This window comes from Psychrobacter sp. GP33 (genome assembly GCF_014119005.1).
In the GTDB taxonomy this organism is placed as follows: Bacteria; Pseudomonadota; Gammaproteobacteria; order Pseudomonadales; family Moraxellaceae; genus Psychrobacter.
The window spans coordinates 515,342-540,997 of record NZ_JACGYX010000002.1 but is presented as its reverse complement, the minus strand read 5'-3'; the positions used below and the strand labels follow the sequence as shown (position 1 = coordinate 540,997).

Here is a 25,656-nt window from a genome sequence, read left to right as displayed (position 1 = left end):
ATTTAACTAAATCCAATTCTCAACCTAGCAATTACTGATTAGCAGCTGCTTGGGCTGCGGCAACTTCAGCAGCAAAATCTTCTTGTTTTTTCTCGATGCCTTCGCCAACTTCTAAACGTTTAAAGCTAAGTACTTTTACGCCTTCAGCTTTTAGTACGTCACCAACTTTTTTCTCATTGTCCATGACGTATGGCTGACGTAGTAAAGTTACTTCGTCTAGGTATTTACGTAGACCGCCTTCGATCATTTTTTCAACGATGTTGTCAGGCTTACCAGATTCACGTGCTTTGGCTTCGATGATGTCTTTTTCGCGCGCCAATACGTCAGCAGCAACGTCGTTATCATCTACAGCTACAGGGTTGAATGCTGCGATGTGCATAGCAAGGCTTTTGCCAGTTTCTGCATTGCCACCTTCAAAAGACACAACAACACCAATGCGTAGACCATGACGGTATGATGCAAGATTACTACCTTCAAGTACTTCAACGCGGCGTACTTGAATGTTTTCACCGATTTTTTGTACCAAAGATACGCGAGCTTCTTCAACAGTCTGACCGTTGCCATATGGCAATTCAGCGATAGCGGCTACGTCAGTCACATTATTTTCTAATGCAATATTCGCTACTGTTTCTGCAAATGCAGTGAAGTTTTCGTCTTTTGCAACGAAATCAGTTTGGCAGTTTACTTCTAATAAGAAGGCTTTATTATCGCCTTGAGCGATAATGATAGCGCCGTCAGCTGCGATGTTACCGGCTTTTTTAGCGGCTTTCGCTTGACCTGATTTACGTAGGTTATCAATGGCAGTTTCAACATCACCATTTGACTCTTCTAACGCTTTTTTACATTCCATCATGCCAAGACCAGTACGGTCGCGCAATTCTTTTACCATTTTGGCAGATACTTTTACTTCTGACATAAGAGTTACCTTACTATTGTTATGTATGGGAGTGCAGGATATCTAAACGCACTTAAATTCTGTGTAGCGTCTTAACAATAAGGCATGATGAGTAATACTACATCATGCCTATTGTTAACATATATACTGTTAGTCACGTTATATGGTGGCTCATTGATAATCTATCAAGACATCCATCATTACAACGTTAAACTATATCAGTCAGCAATTTATTCTGCTGGAGTTGCCGCTTCTTCAGTTTGAGCGTCAGCCGTTTCTTCAACAGCAGGCGCTTGCTCTGCATCTTGTGCTTGTTCAGCTTTACCACCAGCTTGAGTTTGCGCGTATTCTTTACCGGCGATGATTGCATCAGCCATAGAAGTTACGTACAAAGTCACAGCACGGATAGCATCATCGTTTGCTGGGATGATGTAATCAACGTTATCTGGGCTAGAGTTGGTATCAACAATACCGATAACTGGGATACCTAGATTTTTAGCTTCTTTGATAGCAATCGCTTCATGATCCACGTCTACTACGAAGATTGCGTCAGGTAGACCGCCCATGTCTTTGATACCGCCCAATGAACGCTCAAGCTTTTCCATATCGCGAGTACGCTCTAGCGCTTCACGTTTGGTTAGCTTCGCAAATGTACCGTCTTCTGCTTGTTTTTCAAGCTCTTTTAGACGATTGATTGATTGGCGAAGGGTTTTCCAGTTAGTCAACATACCACCCAACCAGCGATGGTCAACATAAGGCATACCAGCACGTGCTGCTTGCTCACGGATAACGCCGCTTGCTGCGCGTTTGGTACCAACAAATAATACTTTGTTTTTCTTACTTGCCAAGCTGTTCACATAAGTAAGCGCTTCATTGAAAGCTTTTACAGTATGCTCTAGGTTAATGATATGAATTTTGTTACGCGCACCAAAGATGTACGGTCCCATTTTTGGATTCCAAAAGCGAGTTTGGTGACCAAAGTGAGCGCCAGCTTGTAGTAAGTCACGCATCTCGATTTTTGTTGGATTCTTTGTAGCCATTAGATATGTCCTGTTGGTTGGGTTATGCCTCCACATCACAAAAACTGCCTATTTAGTGACACGCATTTGCATAGGATAAACACTTAAAAAAGCGTAACTAATCATGCAAATTAATCAAGTCACCAAACACCCAGCAATTTTTTACCATGATGTGTGTGTCATTGGTTGATTTAAATTGAGCCATAGTTAGTGTATGAAAGCACACTCTAAAATGGTCGCGCTATATTTTACCATATAATGACCGTTAAGCTCCAGCCATTTGTTAGTGTTATAGCAGGACATTTAAAACTATAAAGTGATGGCAAAAACAGCTGAGCATAAAAAAAGCGCCGTATTAACGCCGCTTTTTTATCAATAAATTATTAAATTCAGGCGATACAGATACCAATCATAGCCTGATAACCACGCCAAGTGAAAGGCGTGATGTAGCTTTGCCGCTCTTTTGGTAAGTAAGACAACCCGGGTACGCCCTCTACAACCTTTGGCGGGGTAATAATAAAGTCGGCACCAAACTCTGTACGCGCATTGCCTGAAATGGTATTTGCCATTTCACCCAATAAGTCCTTCATCATGCTTAAGGATGAATCAGGTTCACCCATTACCTTGAGTAATTCTCGCAGCAAGGTACTTGGCGCGCTCACATAAACACAGCCCTCTAACGGCCCTGATATTTTGATCACACCACTATAATCAAAGCCAATTGCACTTCTATTATTATTTAAATAAGGCGTATCAATTACCACTTTTGTATTATCAATTTGCGAGAAAAACGAGCTAATCGAGGTCAAGAACACACCTAATTTCTCTACATTTACCATAATATTTCTTGTCCATACTTATTGTCTAGGCGGATGCGGTTTAGTTCTGTAGACAAACCACAATCTCCCCAACTTGACCATACCAAGTAACGGGAATAATAAAAGAGCGCTCATCTTTTGGTAAAATAATGCTTTGCGGTGAGCCTTTAAAGACAAAGGGTACCGAGATATGGAAGCTTGCACCAAACTCATTGCGTGCATTGCCCGCAATGGTATTAGCCACTTCGCCAACCAAGTCAACAAAATTATCTTCACTCTTATCAGGTTCGCCCATACTGTCAAGAATACGAGATAATATCTCACGTGTTGCTGAGAAATAGACCACGCCTTTTTGAACTCCTGATATCCCAATCACACCGGTATAATCATGGACTTTAGGCTGCTGATTCTCTAACAAGTAAGGAGTATCAACGACCAGCTCTTCACCACCGAATTGATTAAAATAATTGGTAACAATGTTCAAGAAAATCTGTAGTTTTTGTTCTTTCATAGTTTTTTATTCTTTCATTAAGTGTCAGCTTAAGGCATCCGCCCAGATTAGTCCTGCATCAATTCATATAAAGACTCTGCCAGCTCTTCTGCCGAAAAAGGTTTACATAAAAATCCACTGGCACCTAAAGATAAGGCTTGAATACCAGTGGCTTTATCAGATAATGCTGATACCACTAAGATACGAACATCAGGGTCTAAGGCGATGATTCGCTCAATGCATTCTAGTCCATCCATTTGTGGCATGGTCAAATCCATAGTGATGACATCAGGGCGATGTACATTGAATTTTTCAATCGCTTGCACACCACTGGTCGCTGTAGCAACTAACATGAATTTTCCTGAATCATAAGCGCGCTGAATACGGTTACGAATAATATTTGAATCATCAACAATCATTAATTTATACATAGCTTTTTTATTGTCCTTAATTAAGCAGCAGGCAAAGTGATGACAAAACGGGTCATCTTACCAAATTCACTATTTACATTAAGCTTACCGTCATATTCTTGCACTTGAGCTTTGATAATATCTAATCCAACACCACGACCGCCATCTTCATCAGCCGTATCTTTGGTTGAGAAGCCAGATGAAAATAAATATTTCAATAGCTCATTACGTTCAAGCTGCGGTGCACTTTGGGCATCAATGCGTCCCATAGCTACTAATTTGTTGCGAATACTCTCGAAATCGATGCCCTGTCCATCATCCTGTAGGATCATGATAAAGTTTTGCCCATCATTTTTCATTTGTAAGTCAATGACACCAGTAGCAGGTTTTCCTGCCGCGGTACGAGTATGAACGTCTTCAATACCATGAACGACGGCGTTACGCAGGAGTTGAATACTGATATCTTTAACCGCTTTTTTCAGATGAGTAGGAATACTTACCTGTGCGACTGATTCTAAGTTAAGCTTCACTTGCTTGCCTTGACGCTCAGCAATTTGCGCGGCAAAATCTTGGTAATAAGGTAATAAATGACTGTCTGAATCAGTTTCTTTTTCTTCCCCAAAACTGATGTTTACGTCATCTAATAGATTATTAGTATTCAGAGCGTTACGATTACCAGTGTTTATAGTATCCCACTCGTGTCCAACAGCTGGTACCGGTTTTTCTGTAGGGATTGGAGTACTGATGTTAGCCATAGATCCTTGGTTAATACGTTGACCTAAGGTATCAATAGTATTTGATAAGCTAAGTAGCTCATCCAAATGTACAGTCAGCGGCAAGAAGTCGTTACCTGCAAGCTTGCCTTGATTTTGTAGAGCGTTTAGCTTGTCTTCAGCATCTGACGCGATAGTAGTAAAACTATGCAATTTAAGCGCGGATGCCTCCCCTTTCAAACTATGCATCTCACGATAAATGGCGTTGAGTTTGCTTTCAAGCTCATATTGCGAGCTACCTGGGTTCTTTAAGATATTGTTCATCTTATCGATATGCAGCTTAGTATTACCAATAAACTCATTAATAATTTTTGGGTTAACGTTCAAAATCGTGGTCAACATCTCAATCTGCATGTCGTTTTGCGCGCTTTCTTTCTCTAAGCGCTGTTCTAAATACACGGCATCTGATACGTCACTGACGTTTACCAAAATACGTGCAATCTCTTTATCTTCATAAACACGTGAAAATTTAAAGTCTAAATAACGGCTATCAGACGCTTGTGCGCCAGAGATGTCATGAAGCATCACTTTATGTAAAGGGTTTAAAGAATCGACCAATTTTTCTTTTACGCGTGGATTATATAGCTGTTCGATAAACTGACGCGTGGTATTAAGATCTTTATCAGAAATACGACCACGAAGTACACTGGCAAAGTTCTCGCCGCCCAAACGATTAGAGCCAATAATTTTGGTTAAAGCGGTAGAGTATTGCTGACCAATATTTAAATCTTTATCTAGCAAGAATAGACCAGTATTAACTGTTTCCATAATTTCTTGCGTTTCACGGCGCGCACTAATCAGCTCTTTATCTGAAGCTTTTAATCGGCGAACAAAATACAGTACGAAAACAATGAAATAAATAATCGCAAACGTGATACCAAAAATCTGCAAGTTTCTTAAGAAACCTGCTCGTTGTCCATTTTCATGACTTAGGCTGTCAGTCAAACCCGTTGCGTTATCATAAATCCCCTGGCTTGCATCCCCAAACTCGTTTTCCAACGTGCTAGGATCTAAAGCAGCATCAGCATTAACAAATTTTAATGCTGCCTCCTTATAAGGCGTCCATAGAGCTAAGGTTTTTTGTGAATATTCGACCTGGTCTGTTTGGGTCAAAGGCGTAAAGACATCTTCCTCATCCCGAACTTTTACCTTACCACCATCGACGAGTGTCTTTACTTCATTATCAATCGATTGAGTCAACTGATTAACTTTATTGGTTTGCACCTCAAGCTCTGATGCAAGCTGATTTTGGTCGCGCATGGTATTTAGAAGGTATACCTCTTGCGTGAGGCGAGGAATATCACTGCGCAAGTTGGCACTTAATGTTGTACCTGCACGTAAATCACGAATTTTAAGTGAGTTATAAATACTGGTAAATAGAACCCCTGAGGTTAATAGCAAGAAAATAACGACAGAGACAATAATTGCCGTATATCTATTTTTGGAAATTTCTAAATTTGACCCTAATGGTGCAGACACAATTAACTTCCTTGTTCAATCAGAGAATAAAAATGAGGGTAGATTCTATAAAGAGAGGCAAACACAGCTATTTAATAAAGTTAAAATTACAACTCATAGCAGAAATATTTTGCCAATCTATAGTAATACTGGTCATAGCAAGAGCACAGTAACGTCATCGCTGCTGTGCATTTAAAGTAGAATAAAATTTGGTTTTTTTTGGTGCATCTTATGAGTGGTGCACGCAAATATATGGTGGATCGATAATCTTGCAGGAGTAACAAATTATTGATAAATGAGCACTAAATAGAAAAAAATTTAAAAAAAGCGAGAAATAACAGATATTTAAATGTCAAAAAACTCTTATTATGGTGTTAATAATCCACTTAGATGATAAATACTTGTTTAATAGATGCTAGACACATAAAAATATAATTACTATACAATTGATACATAATTTTACTTTTCATAATACTCAAGTAGTTTTATAAAAGCAACGACAAAGTTCCACTATTTTACCGTTTATCGATGAGTGGTACCGTTTAAAATCGTATTTTATTCAACTAAGCTTATTATTCAGCATTATCAAGGTCTAAATTCCGATCAATGCGCCAAATTAGCAGACAGCCGAGGCTCATCAGCAGAAACATGGTAATACCAAGTTTAAGCACGGGATTGACTGGAAAGAGGTTAAGCAGCAGCCCGCCAAAAATGCCTACAGAAAACATGAGTGAGCCTTGAAGCGCACTTGCCATACCAGCACGATGTTTTTGAAAAGCAAGCGCAATAGCGGAGGAATTCGGTTGCGTCAATCCAAGACCTGCAATACAAAAGAAGATACAGGCCAAGACAAGTGGTAGCCATGCCTCAATGCCAAAACTAATGCCTAAAATAAACAACCCAGCTGAGGCAATAACCTGCATCATCGCACCAAAGCGTAATATGCTGAGAATACGAAAATGGTTGGTTAACCATTGATTAAGCTGGGTTAAGCCTACAAATCCTGCCGCATTCAATCCAAAAATCCATCCAAAATGGGTTGATGAGATACCGTAAGTGTCCATAATTAATTCGGAAGCCGCGCTGATATAAACGAACATTGCGCCCATCAGTAAACCACCACCAATCGCTGGATAATTAAAGGTAGGATCTTTTAATAAGTCCCAATACTGACTGAACACTTCCTTAGCGGGACGGACGTTACGATTTTCTTCACTTAACGTTTCAAAAAAGAAAAGTCTGGTTAGGACTAAGTTCAGTGCACCAAAAGCGGCTAAAAACCAAAATATAGAATGCCAGCTAAAAAACTGTAAAAACAATGCCCCCAATGAAGGCGCTAATATCGGCGCTAAGCCCATAACCAATATCATGATAGAAAAGGCTTTTGCAGTCTGCCTAGCGGTGAGACGATCCCGAATTGCAGCCCGTGTGACCACTGCTCCGACGCAGGCACCGAGCGCTTGGAACGTGCGTCCGACAAAAAGTACATACTCATTATTAGTCGTGGCACAAATCACTGATGCAATGATATACAACGTCATCCCAAAATATAATGGCTTTACGCGTCCAATACGGTCGCTCAATGGTCCATACACTAACTGCCCAAATACCAAACCCATAAAATAAGCAGGTACTGAATTGGCAATAAATGCGGTCGATACGCCAAAATCTTTTGCCATTGACGGCAGCGCGGGTAAGTACATATCAATCGATAAAGGACCGACAGCAACAATCAGCCCCAGCATCATAATCCATGCAACAGGCAGTTCAGCTGAGCGGACACGATTTGAAGCGGAAGACTCATGAGACAAGTTAGACTTTGGAGCAGACATAATTTAGACCATTAGGGTTATATTATTTATGGTTAGGCTATTAGCAGATCAAGTGATTGCTAATTTGACGCAAAAAAATAGCAGACAGAGTTATATCGTACTGTCTGCTAATATTTCAATGAACGTAAAATGTTTGGCAACTAGCCCTCACATAAAGGCTACCGCGCTTACTTATTCATAAAAAATGAGGTTGGAGATTGATTTTAATCTAACGCTAGTTATTTTAAAAAGATGCATGCTAGTGAAATTGACGTTTCGTAAATACAGTACTTGCTTGCTTAACTTTTTTGAGCGCAAGTTTACGGTTACGTCCGAGCATGAGTTTTATTTGCCATAATTTTTCTTGATAAAGGGTCATCGCAGATTGCTGATACATCGCATTAATAACCCGTTTACTTGCCAGCACCGCATCGGGCGAGAGTTGGGCAAATTCGGCAGCAAGGGCTTGAGCATGCACTAAAGGCATATCGTGACAATGGCTAATGAGCCCTAACTTTTCAGCTGCAATCGCATCAATTACTCTTGCACTCATTGCTAACTCTTTTAACACATCGACACGCACCACACCGAGCGCCGATTGCGTCAAGCCCATATCTGGCACCAAACCCCATTTCGCTTCCATAATAGAAAATTGACACTCAGGGCTACTAATCCTTACATCACACGCCAATGCCAACTGCAATCCTGCACCAATACAATGCCCTTCTAACACAGCGATAACCGGAATCGGCACCTCACGCCAAACCAAGCAGACGCGCTGAAATAAGCTTTGACACGGCTTTATTAATTCCCATAAAGCATAGGCTTGGTTTTTAGTTTGATTCAAATCGCCCAAATCAATACCAGCACAGAATGTCGCATCCGCCCCATGAATGATAACGGCGCGTAAGGTTTTATCTTTTGTAATTCTTGCAGCAGCAGCAATCAGTTCCTGCATCATCTCAAAGCTCATAGCATTTTTTTTATGCGGACGATTTAAAGTCACGGTTAAAGTATCTTGGGCAATACTCACTTGTATGGTTTGATATTGATAAGCGGCGATGGCATGCATGACAGTCCTTAATAGCAGAAATATTGATACGAAATAAATTAATAAAAAAGAAGTTATTAATAATAAAGCTGATTTCAATATTATCAGGCTTATATCAGTGCTGCCTTATCAATAACTGACCGTAAAGATATGGCATTTTTCCACAACAATTAGCATTCGTATTAAGCATTGCAATGAACCTCAACGCTTATTATCAAATCATTTTCCATGTCATATCATTTTCGCTCAGACGATGAAAACCTAACTCTGGATAAGGGTCTAAATCGAGCGTTTGTAAATTAGTCAATGCCAGTAGCAACGTTTCATAATAAGGCTTGAGCATGGCAAACTGTGCTGGCGTGGTATGTTGAATGTTTAATAAGCATTTATCCTCTAAATCTTGGCTGGCCTGGCGCAGTTGTGGCACGCCTGTATAACGACTCGCCCCTAGAATACGATGGGCAATTTGACTAAGTTCACTACGGTCACGATCTTGCCATGCTTGCGCTAGCGCCTCTTTTTCATTAACAATAGTATCGAGCATCATGATAACCAAGGTAGCCGCTAAATCTGGTTTATTTGCTGAACGGGTTAATGCGTCTTGCCAATCCAAAATCGCAAGCTCAGCTATCGCACTGGAGTTTAAACGGCTGTCTGACGGTAGATAATCCGGCGACTGTGTCACTTGCTCAGTGATTAAGTCCGGCTCTGACTGTTGCAAATGCTCTTGATAGCGTGGCTGCGTGATACGCTGAGGTTCACGCAGATAGTCGTCACGCGGCTGACTATCACGCAGATAGTTATCGCGTATTTTTTTAAGCGATAACGGTCGTGATATGTTGTGATCCTTGCGCATCCCAGGTTTTCTGGTGCTGGTTGGAACATTGGTGTTCTGATAGTTGTTCTCACCAGAATTGGATAGCATATTTTGGGTAAGTAGCTTTGGCGCCGTAACCGATTTAGCCAAGCTGTCTGCCACTGGTAAATTTTGCGTGGATAATTGCGTTTGGGACAAGGTTTGTGTATGAGTGGTCGTAGGCAACACATCAGGTGCAGAGTTAGACAAAGTGTTAGAAGAAGAATTAGACAAAGTGTTAGAAGAAGAGTCATGTAAAACATAGCGCTCAGACGTGGCTGGGCGATTTAGCCATTTTTGCAGCACTTGTAGCAGTTGTGGCTGACTAATAGGTTTACCGACATAATCATCGATACCACTGGCAATCAGCTTGTCACGCTCATCTGACAATCCATGCGCAGTTAAAGCAATGATAGGAATACGCTGGTCAGGATTTTCGATATTCCGAATTTGCTCCGCTGCTGCGCGCCCTGACATGCGTGGCATTTGAATGTCCATAAATATCAGGTCAATGCGATCTTTATCATCAGCGCGGACTTTTTCCTCTACGTTATTATGAGTATTAGCATTAGAATGAGCAGCAGTTTTACTGACTTGCGCTCGCGCTTCGGCTTTAGAAATTTGTGTTTTATTAGATAAACTTTGCTGAGTCGTTTTAGAGGTTTTATGATGTTTGGTCTGTTGTTTACTGATAATCTCAATGGCATCAAAACCGCTATTAGCCGTAATGACATTGATACCAAACTCGCTGAGCAGCGCATCCAAAACCAATAGATTGGGCAAATGATCGTCAACCGCTAACACCGTCACCCCATGCCAACGCGGCATTTGGTTTTGTACAGGCAAGGTTTTCTTTTGAGTATCGAGCATGGCATAAAGTTGGCGCTTGTCTAACGGCTCGTATAAAATATTGGCGTGATAACGGTTGAGTAATGCTTGGTCAGCAGCAACTTGATACCCAAAGACCGCCAGTTTACCTTGATAATGCAGGCGAATTTGTTTAAGCAGTGCCATCATATCATCTTGAGTATCATTATCGACAATCACCCAATCCCAATAATTGCCGCGCTCTTTTAGCGATTCAAGTACGCCCGGTAAGGAGTTAGCTTGGGTCAAATGAATGGGCAAATTTTGTAGACTTGCTTTGAGCACTTGCCGTGAGGCGGCATGATTTATCCAAACCAAGACATGGAACTCATCGGTGGGACTGGCAAGAGGCGATAATATCGGTAGGGCAATAGTTTGACCAGTTTCCGCTTCTAGTACGTCGACATGGGTTGGCATTCGAAACCAAAAAGTCGCTCCTTGATTGGCAATGTTCTCTTGCGCATTGTCATAAAAACCAATATCACCACCCATCAAGCGTGTTAATTGTTTGGAGATGACCAAGCCAAGTCCACTACCACCATACTGACGAGTAATTGACGGATCGCCTTGACTAAAGCTTTGGAACAGCATTTTTTGATCGGCAGCGGAAATACCCTTTCCACTGTCTTGCACACTAATCATTAGATAATTGTCTTGATAATCGTCTAAGCTAACACGCACCACCACGTCGCCTGTATCAGTGAACTTAATGGCATTACCGACAATATTGGTCAATATTTGCTTGAGGCGCAGTGCATCACCGACGATACGCATTGGTACATCGTTATAAAACAATACTGCCACGCGCAATCCTTTTTCTGCCGACACCGGCGAGAGCATATCCACGACATCATAAACGGTGTCATACAGGTCAAATTCATGACGATCGAGTAATAATTTGCCAGCTTCAATTTTAGAAAAATCAAGCACATCATTGACTAATGCCAGTAAATGCGCGGAAGATTTACGAATGGTCTGCACGTACAAGTCTTGTTCTGCATTTAGCTCGCCGTGGCGCGCCAGCAAATTAATGAAACCATCAATGCTGTTTAAGGGCGTGCGCAATTCATGACTGATATTGGCTAAAAATGCCGACTTAGCTTGGCTGGTTGAAATCGCCGCATCGCGCGAATTACGAATGGAGATATTCTGCATTTCCATCTCATCAAATGCCAGCCGCAAGTCATCTTCGCTTTGTTCAGCGTGGTCTTTTAACTCCTGAAAGCTTGAGTGCAAACGACGTAATGTCTTGACCAAATCTTGTTGTAATAAGTTCAGCTCGCCATCCGATTCTACGGGAATGGGCTTATATAAATTATCGACATGGGTACGTTGCAGTTGTAAGCGCAGCTCATAAATCGGGGCAATCCAGCGCTTGGCATAAATATTTAAGCTGAGTAATAAAATCAGTAGCGTCAATAAACCGGTAATGATCAGCGCCATTGCGATACGATAACGGGCGATAAATAACGGCTCATTGTCCATATCAACCAGCAGCCATAAGCGCTGCCCTTCAAACTCGCCTAAAATACTGCCATAAGCCGTACCGATTGGCGTGGCTTGCTGTGCTAAAAAATTTTTCGAGGCATCAATAATTGGCCATGCTTCATTGACACCATACCCCACGGTCGCCAGCACTTGGTTGTCTTCATTAACAATAGCAATGCGTTGAACGTGCTGTTCGGACTGCATCCGGCTAAGCTTATCGCGAATCGCTACCAGCGTTGCCATTGCGCCTTTAGGGACGACCGTAGAATTGGTACGATTGGCATCAATAGCGCGGTTTTCATCAATAATAATCGCATTCGATGCAGTTGGCGTTTTTACTCCGCCTAGTGCTTCTTCTGAAAGCACCGCACTGCTAAGACTGCCACCACGCGCACTAATATAATGGTCAGAGTGCACTTGCGATACGGGTAATTGCGAATTTTTCATACTGGTTTCAAGTGCTGTCTGACTAGCAGATGCTACACCACCAACGATTTCTTTCGCCGTTTTTTCATTGTCTTTTAATTGCTCACGTTCTTGCTCAAGCAATTCAGGAATCAGCTCTGTGACCATGGGTTTATAACGAATTAATACCGCTTCTGCTAACGCCTCTTGTTCCGACTCACTGGCGCGCATGGTCTCATGAAACACCAAGATACCGCCAACCGCTGCGAGCACACAAATGGGCAAAAATACCAAGATAATCAACTGACCATAGGCACTACTGGTATCAAAGCGTTTTTTATATGCCATGCTAATTATGAACTCCTGTAAATACCATTGAGAATTTGGGACAGCATGAATGCTCCGCTATTTTAGCAGCATTTATAATGCTAAAGGCTGGCAATGTTTTTATTCATTCTTTATAGAGAAACACCTATAACCCTTATATTCACAATAATCTCTACTCAGCTAGAATCTCAACAAACAATTTACTAAACAATAATTTTGGATGCCTTCAGCGCATCTAAAAACAAAATGATATAATAATGCCACTTTTTATCCACCGATAAAGCGCCGCTTTAACCCTTTTATCGAAAATAACAACAAGGATGTCTTATGTCGTCTACGACCATATCAAATGCGAACTTTATCACCCAAATTACTGACCTTGCTGATTGCGTGGGGCAAACGCCACTGGTGAGATTGCATCGCTTGCCTGAACAAGAACAGATTAACAATGGCGCACAATTACTCGCTAAGTTAGAAGGAAACAACCCAGCCGGTTCAGTAAAAGACCGCCCCGCTTTTAATATGATTTATCAGGCTGAGCAGCGCGGTGACATCAAGCCCGGTGACACTTTAATTGAAGCCACCAGCGGTAATACTGGGATCGCCCTTGCGATGGTGGCGGCAATGCGTGGTTATCCAATTACGCTACTCATGCCAACCAATTCGACCCAAGAACGTAAAGATGCAATGATTGCTTATGGCGCAACGTTAATTGAGGTTGACGAAGGCATGGAAGTAGCGCGCGACTTGGCGTTACAAATGCAAGCGGACGGCTTGGGTGTGGTGCTGGATCAGTTCAATAATCCCGATAATAAGCAGGCGCATTACCTGACCACAGGTCCTGAATTGTGGCAACAAACGAGTGGTAAAATTACCCACTTTATCAGCTCGATGGGCACGACGGGCACCATTACGGGCGTATCACAATATTTAAAAGAACAAAATCCAGCCATTCAAATCATCGGCTTGCAACCTGATGAAGAAGCGTCAATTGCGGGAATTCGCCGCTGGCCTGCTGCTTATATGCCGGGTATTTATGAAGCCGATTTGGTCGATGAAGTGATGGATATTGAGCAACACATTGCAGAAGTTTATATGCGTAAATTGGCAAAAACTGAGGGAATATTTGCAGGGGTCTCTTCTGGAGCGGCAGCATGGGCAGCAGTACAAATTGCCAAAGCCAACCCTGATGCTGTGATTGCCTTTATCGTCTGTGACCGCGGTGACCGTTATCTATCAACGGGTTTATATAATGTTGATGACAGTGAATAACACAACATCCAAACTGTTAAAGTATAATTTAACTAACGCTCATAGATGGTAAATCAGGATACGGTTATGACCCCTTCTCTACCTTACAATCCGGTACTCGTCTTCGATATTGAAACGGTGGCAGACATTGATGCCGCGCGTCGTATTTATCCGCAACTGGCAGATTTAAATGATGCCGATACCTTTACTGCGCTGCAAGCAATACGCATCCAAGAAACTGGGCGCGATTTTATGCGCGTACCGCTACAGCGCATCGTGTGTATTTCTGCCTTTTATGTCAAAAACGGTGAGAGCAAACTGTTTTCCTTAAGCGCTGAGCATTTATCGGAAAAAGAAATCTTACGTAAGTTTTTTAAAGCCTTTACTGAGTTTCAAGACTTGCCGCAATTGGTCAGCTGGAATGGCTCAGGCTTTGATATTCCAGTACTGATTTATCGTGCTATGCTTTATGATTTGAGCGTGCCGCTACTATTTGAAGAAGGCGATAATATCAGCAAGATGCGCTATGACAATTATATCAATCGTTATCACAATCGCCATTTAGACTTGATGGATAGGTTTAGCCAATATGGTGCCAGTGCACGCCAATCCATGGACGTGGTTGCAAGCTTGTACGGACTGCCCGGCAAAACGGATGTTGATGGCAGTATGGTCGGTGATTTGGTGAAACAAGATAAATGGGAAACGCTCACGGTGTATTGTGAAAGCGATGTCATGAATACCTGGCTGATTTATTTGCGCTGGTTACGTTTAACTGGCAAATTATCTTCAGAAGGCTTTAACACGTGGCAAGTACAAACCCGAGATTATTTAACCGCAATGACAGAAAATGATGGCAGCGTTCGCCATCATGAATTTCTTACGGATTGGATTGCATTATAAAGATTGATTGATAAGTATCGATTGATAAGTGCTGGGTCATAAGTCTAAAACTATTTATCAAAACAGCTTTTCAAAATTTTATTAAGACGGCGACCATAGTTTATCTATAGTCGCCGTCTTTTTACTGGTACGACTGAAACGCAGTCGAATACCTAACGCGTTTTATATGTTAAAATTGTCCCCATTTTCAATACCTTCATTATATAGGCAGGTTTATGCAACCCACCGACTCAAAGACATCTGTAACTCCCAATGCCGCTGCGAACAATAGCGATGCGCAAACCATCACCATTCCGCCCAGTAAGAAAAAGAACAAACCTTCGCCAAAGGTACGCCGCCGATTAAAAGATGCTGAACCGCTCTCTTTTACCATTGATGGCTTATCACATGATGGGCGCGGCGTTGCCGTTTATGGCAATGGCTTTGGCGTGGCGGACGGTCATGCGGAAGAAAAGCACGGTAAAAAGGTGTTTGTGAGCTTTGCCTTACCGGGTGAAATTGTCGAGGTTAAATTAACCAATAGCCGCGCCAGCTTTGAAGAAGGTGATGCAGTTGCGATTACCGCCAATCCAAATCCTGAACGTGCCGTTCCACCCTGCCCTCATTTTGGCGTTTGCGGTGGCTGTAATTTGCAACACTGGCAGCCAGAGAGTCAAATTACCTTTAAGCAATCGGTACTTGCCGAGATGTTGCAGCATCAAGCAGGCGTACAGCCTGAAACGTGGCTTGCGCCCGTGGTTGGCGACCGTTTAGGCTATCGCACTAAAGCACGTTTGGGCGTGCGTTATGTGGCTAAAAAACAAACCGCGCTGGTGGGCTTTCGTGAGCGTGCCAGCAACTTTTTAGCTGAGTTAAATGAATGTCATATTCTTGACCCGCGTATTGGCTTTGAGATTGAAAACTTAAAAGCCTTAATAAGTACTTTAGACAGCCGTGATAAAATTGCCCAGCTTGAGTTGGCAATGGGTGAATATTTACCTGAGTTGCCAGATGGCAACCAGCCTGTCGCGCTGATTGTACGCAATTTAGAACCGTTGTCAGATGCTGATGTTGAGAAACTCAAAGTCTTTTTTGCCGCGCGCAACTGGCAGCTTTATTTGCAACCTAAAGGCGCGGACAGTGTCGTGCGCATTGCTCTCACCGCTGATGATGATATGAGCCAGCAGTTCGGTCGCTTGTACTATCAACTGCCTGAATATGACTTGACGTTTGAGTTTATTCCGACCGACTTTACCCAAGTTAATCTATCGGTCAATCGCCAAATGACCAAACTTGCCTGCGACTTGCTAGAGCTAAAAGCAGGCGAGCGCGTGCTTGATTTATTCAGCGGATTAGGTAACTTTAGTTTACCAATGGCACGTTTGGTTGGTGAGACTGGTTCAGTAGTTGGCGTTGAAGGCAGTGATGCGATGACCGCACGCGCTGCGGAAAACGCCCGTCGCAATGGTCTACATAATACCGAGTTTTACACCCAAGATTTGACCCAAGATTGTACGGATAAACCGTGGGCGAACCAAGGTTTTGATGCGCTACTTATAGATCCACCGCGTTCTGGTGCGTGGGAAATTATGCAATACTTGCCTAAGTTTAATGCAGAACGTATTGTTTATGTGTCTTGTAATCCTGCTACGCTAGCACGTGATACCAAGGCATTGCTGGAGCAAGGCTATCGGTTAACTCATGCTGGCGTGATGGATATGTTCTGCCATACCGGTCATGTAGAATCTATTGCTCGTTTCGAAAAGATTGCTGTATAAATTTATTAAAAAATTAATTTCGCTATAATTATCATATTATTATGGCGAAATTAAATTATTCTTTCTCATATCTTTCATCCAAATTATCATTATTTTTCAACCACACTTTATCTTAAATGATCTTATTGTTGGTATATTTCCATCTAATAAGCTCACTATCTTTTTAGATTACCTCCATAACTATCACTTCTTTCTTATTATTTATCCGATAAATGTCTATGTTTATTTAGTGACAATATGACTTTAAAAAGTGCAATTATTACAGTCCTTCGCTTGAATGGTAATTTAAAAGTGACATAATAAGGCAATTAGTAACGTTTAATAATTGACGGTATTATCATTATTTATTAATAACAGACTGGATATTAAAACAATAAAGAAGCGGAATACCGTTTCAGAGCCGCTAAGAGGATTTGGCTATGGTAAAGATTCGCGAAGGTCTGCCGTTAATAGACGGTCAGACCACGCAAACTGATAGTGCAACATCAGCGGCAAAACTGGTGGCCACTCAGCGCTCTCAGCAATCTGCCAATAGCTATGCTCAACTTCCACTCGATATTCAGAAGCAGCTGTCAACGCACAAGTTGCACACCACGTTTGATCGCTCGTCCCATCCTGCTTATCACAGTCACGACCCAAATGTGAGCGCGACTTATGTGAGCAACGGTTATTTAGACCATGCCATGTTACAAGAGGCGAATATGATTTCTTTAGACATCGAAACGCTTGATCTGGATCATACTAATATTGATGTGCCCGCGTGGCTCGACAAGGTTGCTAAGCGCATTGGTCAAGAGTCAGTTCCCAAGCTAACCATGGCATGTGAGCTGATTCGCAGTCGTATGAATACTCATGAGTCTGAGCGTTCGGGCGCTTATATCACTGGTATTGGTATGACCGATATCTTGACCTATTTGTATCAAGATGAAGATGCTTTAATCGCCGCTATGCTTTACCGCAGTGCGCGTACGTCATTAATCAGCATGAGTGAAATTGAAAAAAACTTCGGTAAAGATATTGGCACTCTTGTCAAAGATACTTTAGCCATGGGCAAGCTGTCTGATATTATCGAAAGTAACAAGCGCTTAGAAGATCACTTTGTTAACAATGAGCGTGAGCAGCTATCGAATATCTATAGCATGCTGATTTCAGTGACTAATGATGTGCGCGTGGTGCTGATTAAGTTGTCCGAACGTACCTTTGCTATGCGCGAATTATCATTCTCTGACAGCGATCGTCAGTACCGCGTTGCCCGTGAAGTCATGACGATTTATGCGCCCCTCGCCCACCGATTAGGCATCGCCCAACTCAAATGGGAGCTTGAAGATCTTGCCTTTCGCTATCTTGCACCTGAGCGCTATAAAGAAATTGCCAAGTTACTGGCTGAAAAACGCAGCGAGCGCGAATCTTATATTCAACGCGTAGAAGATCAGTTGAGCGAAGCCTTAGCGGAAGCAGGAATCGCCGGTGAAGTCTCCGGTCGAGTCAAACATATCTACTCTATTTATCGCAAAATGAAGCTTAAAAGCTTATCCTTTGACCAGCTCTACGATATTCGTGCCTTACGTGTGTTGGTTGAAAACCCTTCAGATTGCTATCACGTATTGGGTTTGGTACATGGGTTGTGGCGTTATATTCCTGAACAATTTGATGACTATATTACTAACCCTAAATCCAACGGCTATCGCTCCTTACACACGGCGGTCATCGCTGAAAACAAATCTTTAGAAGTTCAAATTCGCACCAATAGTATGCATTTTGAAGCCGAGCTTGGCATGTGCGCGCATGTCAATTACAAAGAAGGGCTTAAGAATAAAAAAGACACCTATCTTAATCAGCGTATCAGCTCCTTGCGCCAGTTATTATCGATTAATAATGAAATTCGCAATCAGAGCCGCACTACTCGTGCTGATGGTGAAGAAAGCGATGACAGCGATTTAATTGATGATTATGAGCAAACGGTTGATTTTGATGAGCTTGAACGCATCTATATTTTTAGCCGTGACGGTGATATCACTGAGCTACCGAAAGGCGCGACCGTTCTCGACTTTGCTTATCATGTGCACACCCAAGTGGGCAATCGCGCTCAGGCAGCGCGAGTTAACCAACGTTATGTACCGCTTACATATCAGCTTAAAACGGGTGAGCAAGTTGAGATTATCACCAAATCTTCACGAGAGCCAAATCGAGACTGGCTAGTTGCCTCTTTAGGGTATATCCATACCAATCGCGCACGCTCAAAGTTACGCCAATGGTTCAATAAGCAAGACCGTGATAAGAACATCGAAATTGGGCGGCACATGCTTGCTAAAGAGCTCGAACGTTTGGCTGTGCACCCAAACAGCATCGACCTAAACGATTATTTACCATTATTTAATGTCAAAAATGCCGATGATATTTTAGTTGGCTTGGTGACAGGTGAAATTGGTATTAACCAATTGACTGGTCACATCTCGCGACAGCTACATTTAGAGCCTGAAAAAGAAGAAGAAGAATATACCCCAAGCGTTGACCCGAGAGCGACAGGAAAAATAGATGCATACAAAATTTGCATCGATGGCTTAGACAATATTGAGATTACTCTAGCGGGCTGCTGCCATCCGGTTCATGGTGAGCCGATATCCGGCTACATCACTTTATCTCGCGGTGTCAGTATTCATAATCGTGGCTGTGCAGAATACATTCGTTTGGTTGAGCGCGATCCTGAGCGTGAGATCAGCGCCTCGTGGACATCAAAATCAGGTCGCTTTCAGCCAGTTGATATCCACATCGAAGCTTACGATAGGCGTGGACTGCTGCGTGACTTGACCCAAATTATTGATAAAGAAAACGTCAATATCCGTAAAGTCGACACCCTAAGTACTGATGATAATATTGCCTCTTTAAAGTTTCATGTTGAAGTTGCAGGGCTGGCACAATTGTCTAAACTGCTTGCCAAGCTTGAGCAACAACCTGGCATCATACATGCTCGCCGGGCTGTTATTTGATTCATCAATTTTTTAATCATTAAAAGAACCGATATGCCTGAGTTACCTGAAGTTGAAACCACCAAAACTAGTTTAATGCCATTGTTAGGACAATCGGTTAATGCCGTCAATGTCTTCCAGCCAAAGCTACGCTGGACAATGCCTGACGACTTATCAGATTTAACGGGTTATACCCTTGAATCAGTAGAGCGGCGGGCAAAGTATCTCATCCTGACCTTTTTACCGATGACAAAGGAGAAGCCTGCTCGGCAGCTGATTATCCATCTAGGAATGTCAGGAAGTCTACAGCAGCATCCGTATGGTACGGATAAGCGCAAACACGATCACTTAATCATGGTATTTCAAAATTTTAACCATACAGGTAGTGCAACACAGCTGCATTATCATGATCCAAGACGCTTTGGTGCTGTACTATGGTTTGAAGATTATAGTCACAAACTGCTCGATCACTTAGGTCCTGAACCGCTCTCAACAGAGTTTACTGCTGACTATCTATATCATCTGATTCAGCGTACAGAAACCAATGAGACTACTGGTCGTAATAAAAAACGACCAGTAGCACGTCCAATAAAATCAGTCATTATGGAGCAACAGGTCGTGGTTGGAGTAGGTAATATCTACGCAACCGAAAGTCTATACTTAGCAGGTATACATCCTGCCACACCAGCGCATCAGTTATCCTATACTCAGATTACGCTATTGGTTCAGCACATCAAAGTCATTTTGCAAAAATCCATCCAGCTTGGCGGATCAACGTTACGCGACTTTACCGTAGCAAGTGGTCAAACTGGATATTTCCAACAAACCTTACATGTTTACGGCAAACAAGGTCAACTTTGCCCTAACTGTGAGACGCCATTAGCGAACATTAAGATTACCGGTCGTGCTAGTGTCTTTTGTCCCAATTGTCAGACATTATAATTATCGATTATTTTAATTGTTATACAATATGGATAATGCTCAACATGAGTATTAGTCTTAATACAAGCGGTCAACATCACCCATCATTTAACTCAAATTAAAAAATACAGGTTAATAGCTAATAGATTGCTATATTGGAAAACAAAATCCTTTTTCTGTTGCTCCTTCGCGTCCAACTTGTTTTAATGGTAGCCTCTATATTTATTTTATTTTGACATGCTTACAGCACTAGTATCCTTCCGATGCTGACTATTCTAGCCCCTTTTTAGGATATTGTTATGAACGTCCAAAAGCCAAATTTTACTAATAAATGGGTAACCACCTTTGTCAGTATGAGTTTGTTGATGGTAATGATGCAGCCTGCATCAGCTGCCATAGAAATTAATGAAAAAGAATTCGGTCCTTCTTACGAAACCATGGTCGTGGATACCGTTGCAGGTAAACCATTACAGTTTATTAACGCTGTGGCCGGTACAATTGCTTATGTAGTCAGCCTGCCATTCTCATTGATTGGTGGTAATGCAGAACAAGCTCAGCAAAAGCTCGTTGTCGAGCCTTGGGACGCTATGGCGCGTTGTTTGGGCTGTACGGTTGCTGAAGACAATTACTATAAATCGCAAGTGGTCAACGATAATGTAGTACGAATTATTGTCGATCAACCTTCTGAGATTTTAATCAATACCAATGATTATGTGGTTGTAAATCCAAGATAAATTCATAATTAATTAATAGCGGTAGGTAAAATAAAAAAGGCTAACTTCACAGTTAGCCTTTTTTATTATTTTATTAAAAGATATTTATTTAATACTATTATTACTACCAAGTTTGGCACTAATCTCGCGCAGCAATACAATTTCTTCTGCTATCGCATCAGGTACAGGCGCTTGCTGACGGCGTAAACGATTGACGAATTTTACCATCATAAAAATAATAAACGCTAGAATAATAAAGTTAATCAATACTGTAATAAAGCTACCGTAAGCCAAAACTGGTATACCAGCCGCTTTTAACGCATCATAATTTCTAGCTACACCCTCAGGAATATCTCCCAAGACCACAAACATATTTTTGAAGTTGATTTCACCACCAGCCAATACAGCGACAATTGGCATCATGATATCTTCAACCAATGAAGTAGTAATGGTGCCAAAAGCGCCGCCGATAATGACACCGACTGCCAAATCCATAACATTACCTTTAATCGCAAACTCTTTGAACTCAGCGATGATACTCATAATACACTCCTCCTATAATCATTCCATTGAATCACGCTTGATATTAACGCATAGAGTAGTGATAAACCTCTGTTTGTTACGCCCATAAAAAAATAGTAGCATAAAGTGAACAATATTACGCTCACTTCATACTACTATCTTTAAATACCAACCTTAGACATATCTTAAATCTATTGATATACCTATTTAGATCAGTATGTCATTGACTTGAACGTTAGGTAAAAATAACGTTTAAGTCAATATTAAGCACCTTTCTTACGACCATGACGCTTACGCTCACTTTCGGTCAAATAACGCTTACGCAAACGGATTGCTTTAGGTGTTACTTCTACCAACTCATCATCTTGAATAAATTCAAGTGCTTGCTCAAGAGTAAACTTGATAGCTGGTGTTAGTGTCAACGCTTCATCCGTACCACTGGCACGAACGTTAGTCAATTGCTTAGCAGTCGTTGGATTCACAGCCATATCATCGTTACGAGAGTTTAGACCAACGATCATACCTTCGTAAACTTCAAGCTGTGGCTCTGCAAACATTTTGCCGCGCTTTTGCAAGTTAAATAAGGCAAAACCTAGGCAAACACCTTTAGCCATAGAAACTAATACGCCGTTAGAGCGACCACCCACTTCACCGATCTTCTGTGGACCGTAATGCGAGAAGCTTGACGTCATAATGCCCGTACCTGAAGTCAACGTTAAGAACTCAGAACGGAAACCGATCAAACCACGTGCAGGTATGGTTGCTTCAATGCGCATACGACCTTTACCATCAAGCTCCATATTGGTCATCTCGCCTTTGCGTAGACCAACTTGCTCCATGATTGGACCCTGATGCGCGTCTTCAATATCAAACACAACATTTTCATATGGCTCTTGAAGTTTACCATCTACTTCTTTCACGATCACTTCTGGACCGGATACACCCATCTCAAAACCTTCGCGGCGCATGTTCTCAATCAATACTGACAGATGCAGCTCACCACGACCTGATACTTTGAATTTATCAGGAGATTCTGTGTCTTCAACACGTAATGCCACGTTGTGAATCAGCTCACGCTCTAAACGTTCACGAATATTACGTGACGTCACAAATTTACCATCACGACCTGCAAATGGTGAATTATTCACTTGGAAGTTCATAGATACAGTAGGTTCATCAACCGTTAGCGCTGGTAATGCTTCTACGTTATTTGGATCACAGATTGTATCTGAGATATTAAGCGCATCAATACCAGTAATACAAACAATATCGCCAGCCTGTGCATCTTCAACATCAATGCGATCAAGACCATGATAGCCCATAATCTTTAAGATACGACCATTACGCGTTTTGCCGTCTTTATCAATGACAGTCACTTGCGTATTAGTAGATACGCGACCACGCTGAATACGACCAATACCGATAACACCTACGAAGCTGTTATAGTCAATGCTTGAAATCTGCATGCGGAACGGAGCATCGGCATCAACTTGTGGCGGTTGTACAACATCAACGATAGTTTTGAAAAGTGGTGTCATGTCATCCGCTAAATTATCAGCTTCTAAACCTGCAATACCATTCAATGCTGATGCATAGACAACTGGAAAATCTAATTGCTCATCAGTAGCACCTAAATTGTCAAACAGATCAAATATTTGATCCATTACCCAATCAGGACGTGAACCAGGACGGTCAATCTTATTAATAACAACAATAGGCTTTAGACCCTGCTCAAACGCTTTTTGAGTCACAAAACGAGTCTGAGGCATTGGACCATCGACACCGTCTACAACTAGAAGTACACAGTCAACCATTGACATCACACGTTCAACTTCGCCACCAAAGTCGGCGTGACCTGGAGTGTCTACGATATTAATACGATATTCAACGCCATCAGTTTCATCTGTCCATCTGATAGCCGTATTTTTAGCCAAGATGGTAATACCACGTTCTTGCTCAATATCACCTGAATCCATTGCGCGCTCGGCAATGTTTGCACGGTCACCAAAAGTACCAGATTGATGTAATAGCTTATCAACCAAAGTCGTTTTACCGTGGTCAACGTGGGCAATAATTGCAATATTACGCAAATGTTTAATATCGTTCGCCATATAGAATGCTCGTTTTGTCTTAAAAAAATGTAGTAGCAGTAGGCGCCGCTGGATAAGCTTTCATCATCAATCAGTCAGATAACCTATTTTACTGTTAAACGTCTGCACGATAGGTGCACTAGAATAAATCAATAAGTAGGAACAACAATCTATACCGATACATCCATCGTACCGTTAGCCATGCTAGTACACACTCTGTCAATTTACAAAGTGTGTGGGCGGATAGTATAGCATTATTACGCCTTAAGTTTATGTAATTCATTATTTATCTCTTCACATAACAAAAAAAAGCTACCCATAAGGTAGCTTTTTTTGTAAGTTTATAAACTATTTACTTTAGAAAAAATTACTATTTATTCAACAACCATGTCTTTGGTTTGTTCAACAGTCATAGTTTTGTCACCAGTGATGATGGCATAAACACGACGGTTCATTGCACGACCTTCTTCAGTGTTGTTGTCAGCGATTGGGCGGTCATAACCGTAACCAACTGTTGATAAACGGTTTGGCTCAATGCCAAATTCATTAGTCAACATAGACTTAACAGCAATAGCACGGGCTTCAGACAGACGTTGGTTATAACGTGCTGATGGACCAGTTTTAGAAGCATGACCTTCAACGCTAGCGATAGAGTTAGGATACTCGCGCATCTTCTCTGCTACTTTAGCAATTTCAGGTTTATATTGGTTTTTGATAGCTGATTTATCGTTATCAAAGAATACACGTAGCTCCATTTTTAGCTCATCAGTAATATCTACTTGTAATGGGCAACCACGTTCATCAACGACCACATTCATTGGAGTGCCTGGGCACGCATCGATGCTATCAGGTACGCCATCACCATCAGAATCAGCGTCGTCAACTACAACAATCGGCGTACCGATAACTGGAGATTGTGGCTCTGCTGAAGGTGGAACAGCAACTACTGGTGCTAAATGGCCGCCAAGTACGACTTCTAGACCAGCTAGAGCCATACCTTCCCACCAGTTTTGATCAAAGTTATGAATCGCACGAGCTTCACCACGTAGGCTTAGCGCATCATTAATGCGGTACATGGTACCTAGACCTAAGTTACCAATAGTATCTTTAGTTTCTGATACTTCATTGCCGGCTGCATTCTCGATTTTGATCTTAGACTGACCAGCACCTACCAATACATAAGGCTTAAGCTTATTATCAGTATAACCAGTAAATTGCTCAGTACCGATTAAGAAGTTACCAGAAATCATGCGTTGTTCAGCATCGTTATCATCTGAGCCAGTGCTACTTACAGCATCAGTGTTTGATACACCATACTCTACTTGGAACTGAGTAGAAGGAGTAAGCTCGATACCAAGGGCTGCACCTGTATATAAACCATTTTCTTTATAGAAGCTTTCACCACTACCATCAGAATTTTTTAATAAGTCAAGTTGATCATCATCAGCGCCTTCGCTGTAATGATAACCTAGTAATAAAGGGCTAATAGTAACGCCAGCATTAGCAGCTAGTGGAGCCGCTGTTACGGCAAATAAAGCTAAAGCAATTTTATTCAATTTCATGGACTTCCTCCAAAGGATTATATAAGTGATGCGTTAAGCAAGACCACTTCCTAAATAATATAACGATATACATTTTTTTGTACACATTGTGGTATAACACAATCAATTAGGGAGTAGCTTATCGACTATCAATTTAGTTTACAACTTTTTTCGTCACTCAGCTACACATTATTACACGATAATGTGATAACTAAAACACAATGCACAGTTCAGTTTACTAAAAAATAACATAGCTTACATTGGATATCTTTAACGCTTTTGAACAGCAGATTAAACATAAGTTATTTTTCATTTTCTGCAATC

General features: G+C 41.7%; 18 protein-coding genes. 6 read left to right on the top strand and 12 right to left on the bottom strand.

The features are described 5' to 3' along the window. Positions 1 to 31: 31 nt before the first annotated feature. From tsf to H2245_RS04695, 9 genes are all read right to left on the bottom strand, one after another. A complete protein-coding gene (tsf, locus tag H2245_RS04735; RefSeq protein WP_182406203.1) occupies positions 32 to 916 on the bottom strand; it encodes a translation elongation factor Ts in 885 nt (294 codons plus the stop codon). Between the two features lie 209 nt (positions 917 to 1,125). Then, entirely contained in the window at positions 1,126 to 1,935 is an 810-nt protein-coding gene (rpsB, locus tag H2245_RS04730; RefSeq protein ID WP_182406202.1) for a 30S ribosomal protein S2, read from the bottom strand. A gap of 368 nt (positions 1,936 to 2,303) precedes the next feature. Beyond that, on the bottom strand, positions 2,304 to 2,753 hold the full coding sequence (locus H2245_RS04725; protein WP_182406201.1) for a chemotaxis protein CheX: 450 nt from the start codon (positions 2,751 to 2,753) through the stop codon (positions 2,304 to 2,306). Positions 2,754 to 2,793: 40 nt separating this feature from the next. Further along, the gene (locus tag H2245_RS04720; RefSeq protein ID WP_182406200.1) at positions 2,794 to 3,243 is read right to left on the bottom strand and encodes a chemotaxis protein CheX; all 450 of its coding nucleotides are present in this window, start codon (positions 3,241 to 3,243) and stop codon (positions 2,794 to 2,796) included. A 47-nt stretch (positions 3,244 to 3,290) separates the two neighbouring features. Further along, entirely contained in the window at positions 3,291 to 3,653 is a 363-nt protein-coding gene (locus H2245_RS04715) for a response regulator (protein WP_182406199.1), read from the bottom strand. A gap of 20 nt (positions 3,654 to 3,673) precedes the next feature. Beyond that, positions 3,674 to 5,884 (bottom strand): ATP-binding protein, encoded by a 2,211-nt coding sequence (locus H2245_RS12175; RefSeq protein ID WP_310734117.1) that lies wholly within the window; start codon positions 5,882 to 5,884, stop codon positions 3,674 to 3,676. A gap of 551 nt (positions 5,885 to 6,435) precedes the next feature. Then, the gene (locus H2245_RS04705; RefSeq protein ID WP_182406198.1) at positions 6,436 to 7,695 is read right to left on the bottom strand and encodes a multidrug effflux MFS transporter; all 1,260 of its coding nucleotides are present in this window, start codon (positions 7,693 to 7,695) and stop codon (positions 6,436 to 6,438) included. Positions 7,696 to 7,933: 238 nt separating this feature from the next. Next, a complete protein-coding gene (locus H2245_RS04700; protein ID WP_182406197.1) occupies positions 7,934 to 8,746 on the bottom strand; it encodes a crotonase/enoyl-CoA hydratase family protein in 813 nt (270 codons plus the stop codon). 193 nt (positions 8,747 to 8,939) lie between these two features. Next, the gene (locus H2245_RS04695) at positions 8,940 to 12,689 is read right to left on the bottom strand and encodes an ATP-binding protein (protein WP_404944656.1); all 3,750 of its coding nucleotides are present in this window, start codon (positions 12,687 to 12,689) and stop codon (positions 8,940 to 8,942) included. 306 nt (positions 12,690 to 12,995) lie between these two features. Here H2245_RS04695 and cysM point away from each other — a divergent pair, with 306 nt between their 5' ends. The 6 genes from cysM (at position 12,996) to H2245_RS04665 (ending at position 21,200) form a co-directional block, all read left to right on the top strand. Further along, complete coding sequence (cysM, locus tag H2245_RS04690; protein ID WP_182406196.1) at positions 12,996 to 13,940, top strand: cysteine synthase CysM; 945 nt, start codon at positions 12,996 to 12,998, stop codon at positions 13,938 to 13,940. Between the two features lie 66 nt (positions 13,941 to 14,006). Continuing rightward, positions 14,007 to 14,822: a 3'-5' exonuclease gene (locus H2245_RS04685; protein WP_182406195.1), complete on the top strand. Its 816-nt coding sequence runs from the start codon at positions 14,007 to 14,009 to the stop codon at positions 14,820 to 14,822. A gap of 215 nt (positions 14,823 to 15,037) precedes the next feature. Continuing rightward, positions 15,038 to 16,579 (top strand): 23S rRNA (uracil(1939)-C(5))-methyltransferase RlmD, encoded by a 1,542-nt coding sequence (gene rlmD / locus H2245_RS04680; protein ID WP_182406194.1) that lies wholly within the window; start codon positions 15,038 to 15,040, stop codon positions 16,577 to 16,579. A 419-nt stretch (positions 16,580 to 16,998) separates the two neighbouring features. Then, positions 16,999 to 19,566, top strand: coding sequence for a bifunctional (p)ppGpp synthetase/guanosine-3',5'-bis(diphosphate) 3'-pyrophosphohydrolase (locus H2245_RS04675; protein ID WP_182406193.1), 2,568 nt, complete (start codon positions 16,999 to 17,001; stop codon positions 19,564 to 19,566). Between the two features lie 33 nt (positions 19,567 to 19,599). Then, positions 19,600 to 20,487, top strand: coding sequence for a bifunctional DNA-formamidopyrimidine glycosylase/DNA-(apurinic or apyrimidinic site) lyase (gene mutM, locus H2245_RS04670; RefSeq protein ID WP_182406192.1), 888 nt, complete (start codon positions 19,600 to 19,602; stop codon positions 20,485 to 20,487). Between the two features lie 278 nt (positions 20,488 to 20,765). Next, entirely contained in the window at positions 20,766 to 21,200 is a 435-nt protein-coding gene (locus tag H2245_RS04665) for a hypothetical protein (RefSeq protein ID WP_182406191.1), read from the top strand. Between the two features lie 84 nt (positions 21,201 to 21,284). Here the strand turns inward: H2245_RS04665 and mscL are convergent, their stop codons facing one another. The 3 genes from mscL to H2245_RS04650 form a co-directional block, all read right to left on the bottom strand. Then, complete coding sequence (mscL, locus tag H2245_RS04660) at positions 21,285 to 21,722, bottom strand: large conductance mechanosensitive channel protein MscL (RefSeq protein ID WP_182406190.1); 438 nt, start codon at positions 21,720 to 21,722, stop codon at positions 21,285 to 21,287. Positions 21,723 to 21,964: 242 nt separating this feature from the next. Next, a complete protein-coding gene (typA, locus tag H2245_RS04655) occupies positions 21,965 to 23,812 on the bottom strand; it encodes a translational GTPase TypA (protein WP_182406189.1) in 1,848 nt (615 codons plus the stop codon). A 353-nt stretch (positions 23,813 to 24,165) separates the two neighbouring features. Continuing rightward, positions 24,166 to 25,353, bottom strand: coding sequence for an OmpA family protein (locus tag H2245_RS04650; RefSeq protein WP_182406188.1), 1,188 nt, complete (start codon positions 25,351 to 25,353; stop codon positions 24,166 to 24,168). Positions 25,354 to 25,656 lie beyond the last annotated feature (303 nt).

Coding starts and splice junctions, on each gene's coding strand:
- tsf (WP_182406203.1), bottom strand. CDS start 916: ATGTCAGAAGTAAAAGTATCTGCCAAAATGGTAAAAGAATTGCGCGAC.
- rpsB (WP_182406202.1), bottom strand. CDS start 1,935: ATGGCTACAAAGAATCCAACAAAAATCGAGATGCGTGACTTACTACAA.
- H2245_RS04725 (WP_182406201.1), bottom strand. CDS start 2,753: ATGGTAAATGTAGAGAAATTAGGTGTGTTCTTGACCTCGATTAGCTCG.
- H2245_RS04720 (WP_182406200.1), bottom strand. CDS start 3,243: ATGAAAGAACAAAAACTACAGATTTTCTTGAACATTGTTACCAATTAT.
- H2245_RS04715 (WP_182406199.1), bottom strand. CDS start 3,653: ATGTATAAATTAATGATTGTTGATGATTCAAATATTATTCGTAACCGT.
- H2245_RS04705 (WP_182406198.1), bottom strand. CDS start 7,695: ATGTCTGCTCCAAAGTCTAACTTGTCTCATGAGTCTTCCGCTTCAAAT.
- H2245_RS04700 (WP_182406197.1), bottom strand. CDS start 8,746: ATGCATGCCATCGCCGCTTATCAATATCAAACCATACAAGTGAGTATT.
- H2245_RS04695 (WP_404944656.1), bottom strand. CDS start 12,689: ATGGCATATAAAAAACGCTTTGATACCAGTAGTGCCTATGGTCAGTTG.
- cysM (WP_182406196.1), top strand. CDS start 12,996: ATGTCGTCTACGACCATATCAAATGCGAACTTTATCACCCAAATTACT.
- H2245_RS04685 (WP_182406195.1), top strand. CDS start 14,007: ATGACCCCTTCTCTACCTTACAATCCGGTACTCGTCTTCGATATTGAA.
- rlmD (WP_182406194.1), top strand. CDS start 15,038: ATGCAACCCACCGACTCAAAGACATCTGTAACTCCCAATGCCGCTGCG.
- H2245_RS04675 (WP_182406193.1), top strand. CDS start 16,999: ATGGTAAAGATTCGCGAAGGTCTGCCGTTAATAGACGGTCAGACCACG.
- mutM (WP_182406192.1), top strand. CDS start 19,600: ATGCCTGAGTTACCTGAAGTTGAAACCACCAAAACTAGTTTAATGCCA.
- H2245_RS04665 (WP_182406191.1), top strand. CDS start 20,766: ATGAACGTCCAAAAGCCAAATTTTACTAATAAATGGGTAACCACCTTT.
- mscL (WP_182406190.1), bottom strand. CDS start 21,722: ATGAGTATCATCGCTGAGTTCAAAGAGTTTGCGATTAAAGGTAATGTT.
- typA (WP_182406189.1), bottom strand. CDS start 23,812: ATGGCGAACGATATTAAACATTTGCGTAATATTGCAATTATTGCCCAC.
- H2245_RS04650 (WP_182406188.1), bottom strand. CDS start 25,353: ATGAAATTGAATAAAATTGCTTTAGCTTTATTTGCCGTAACAGCGGCT.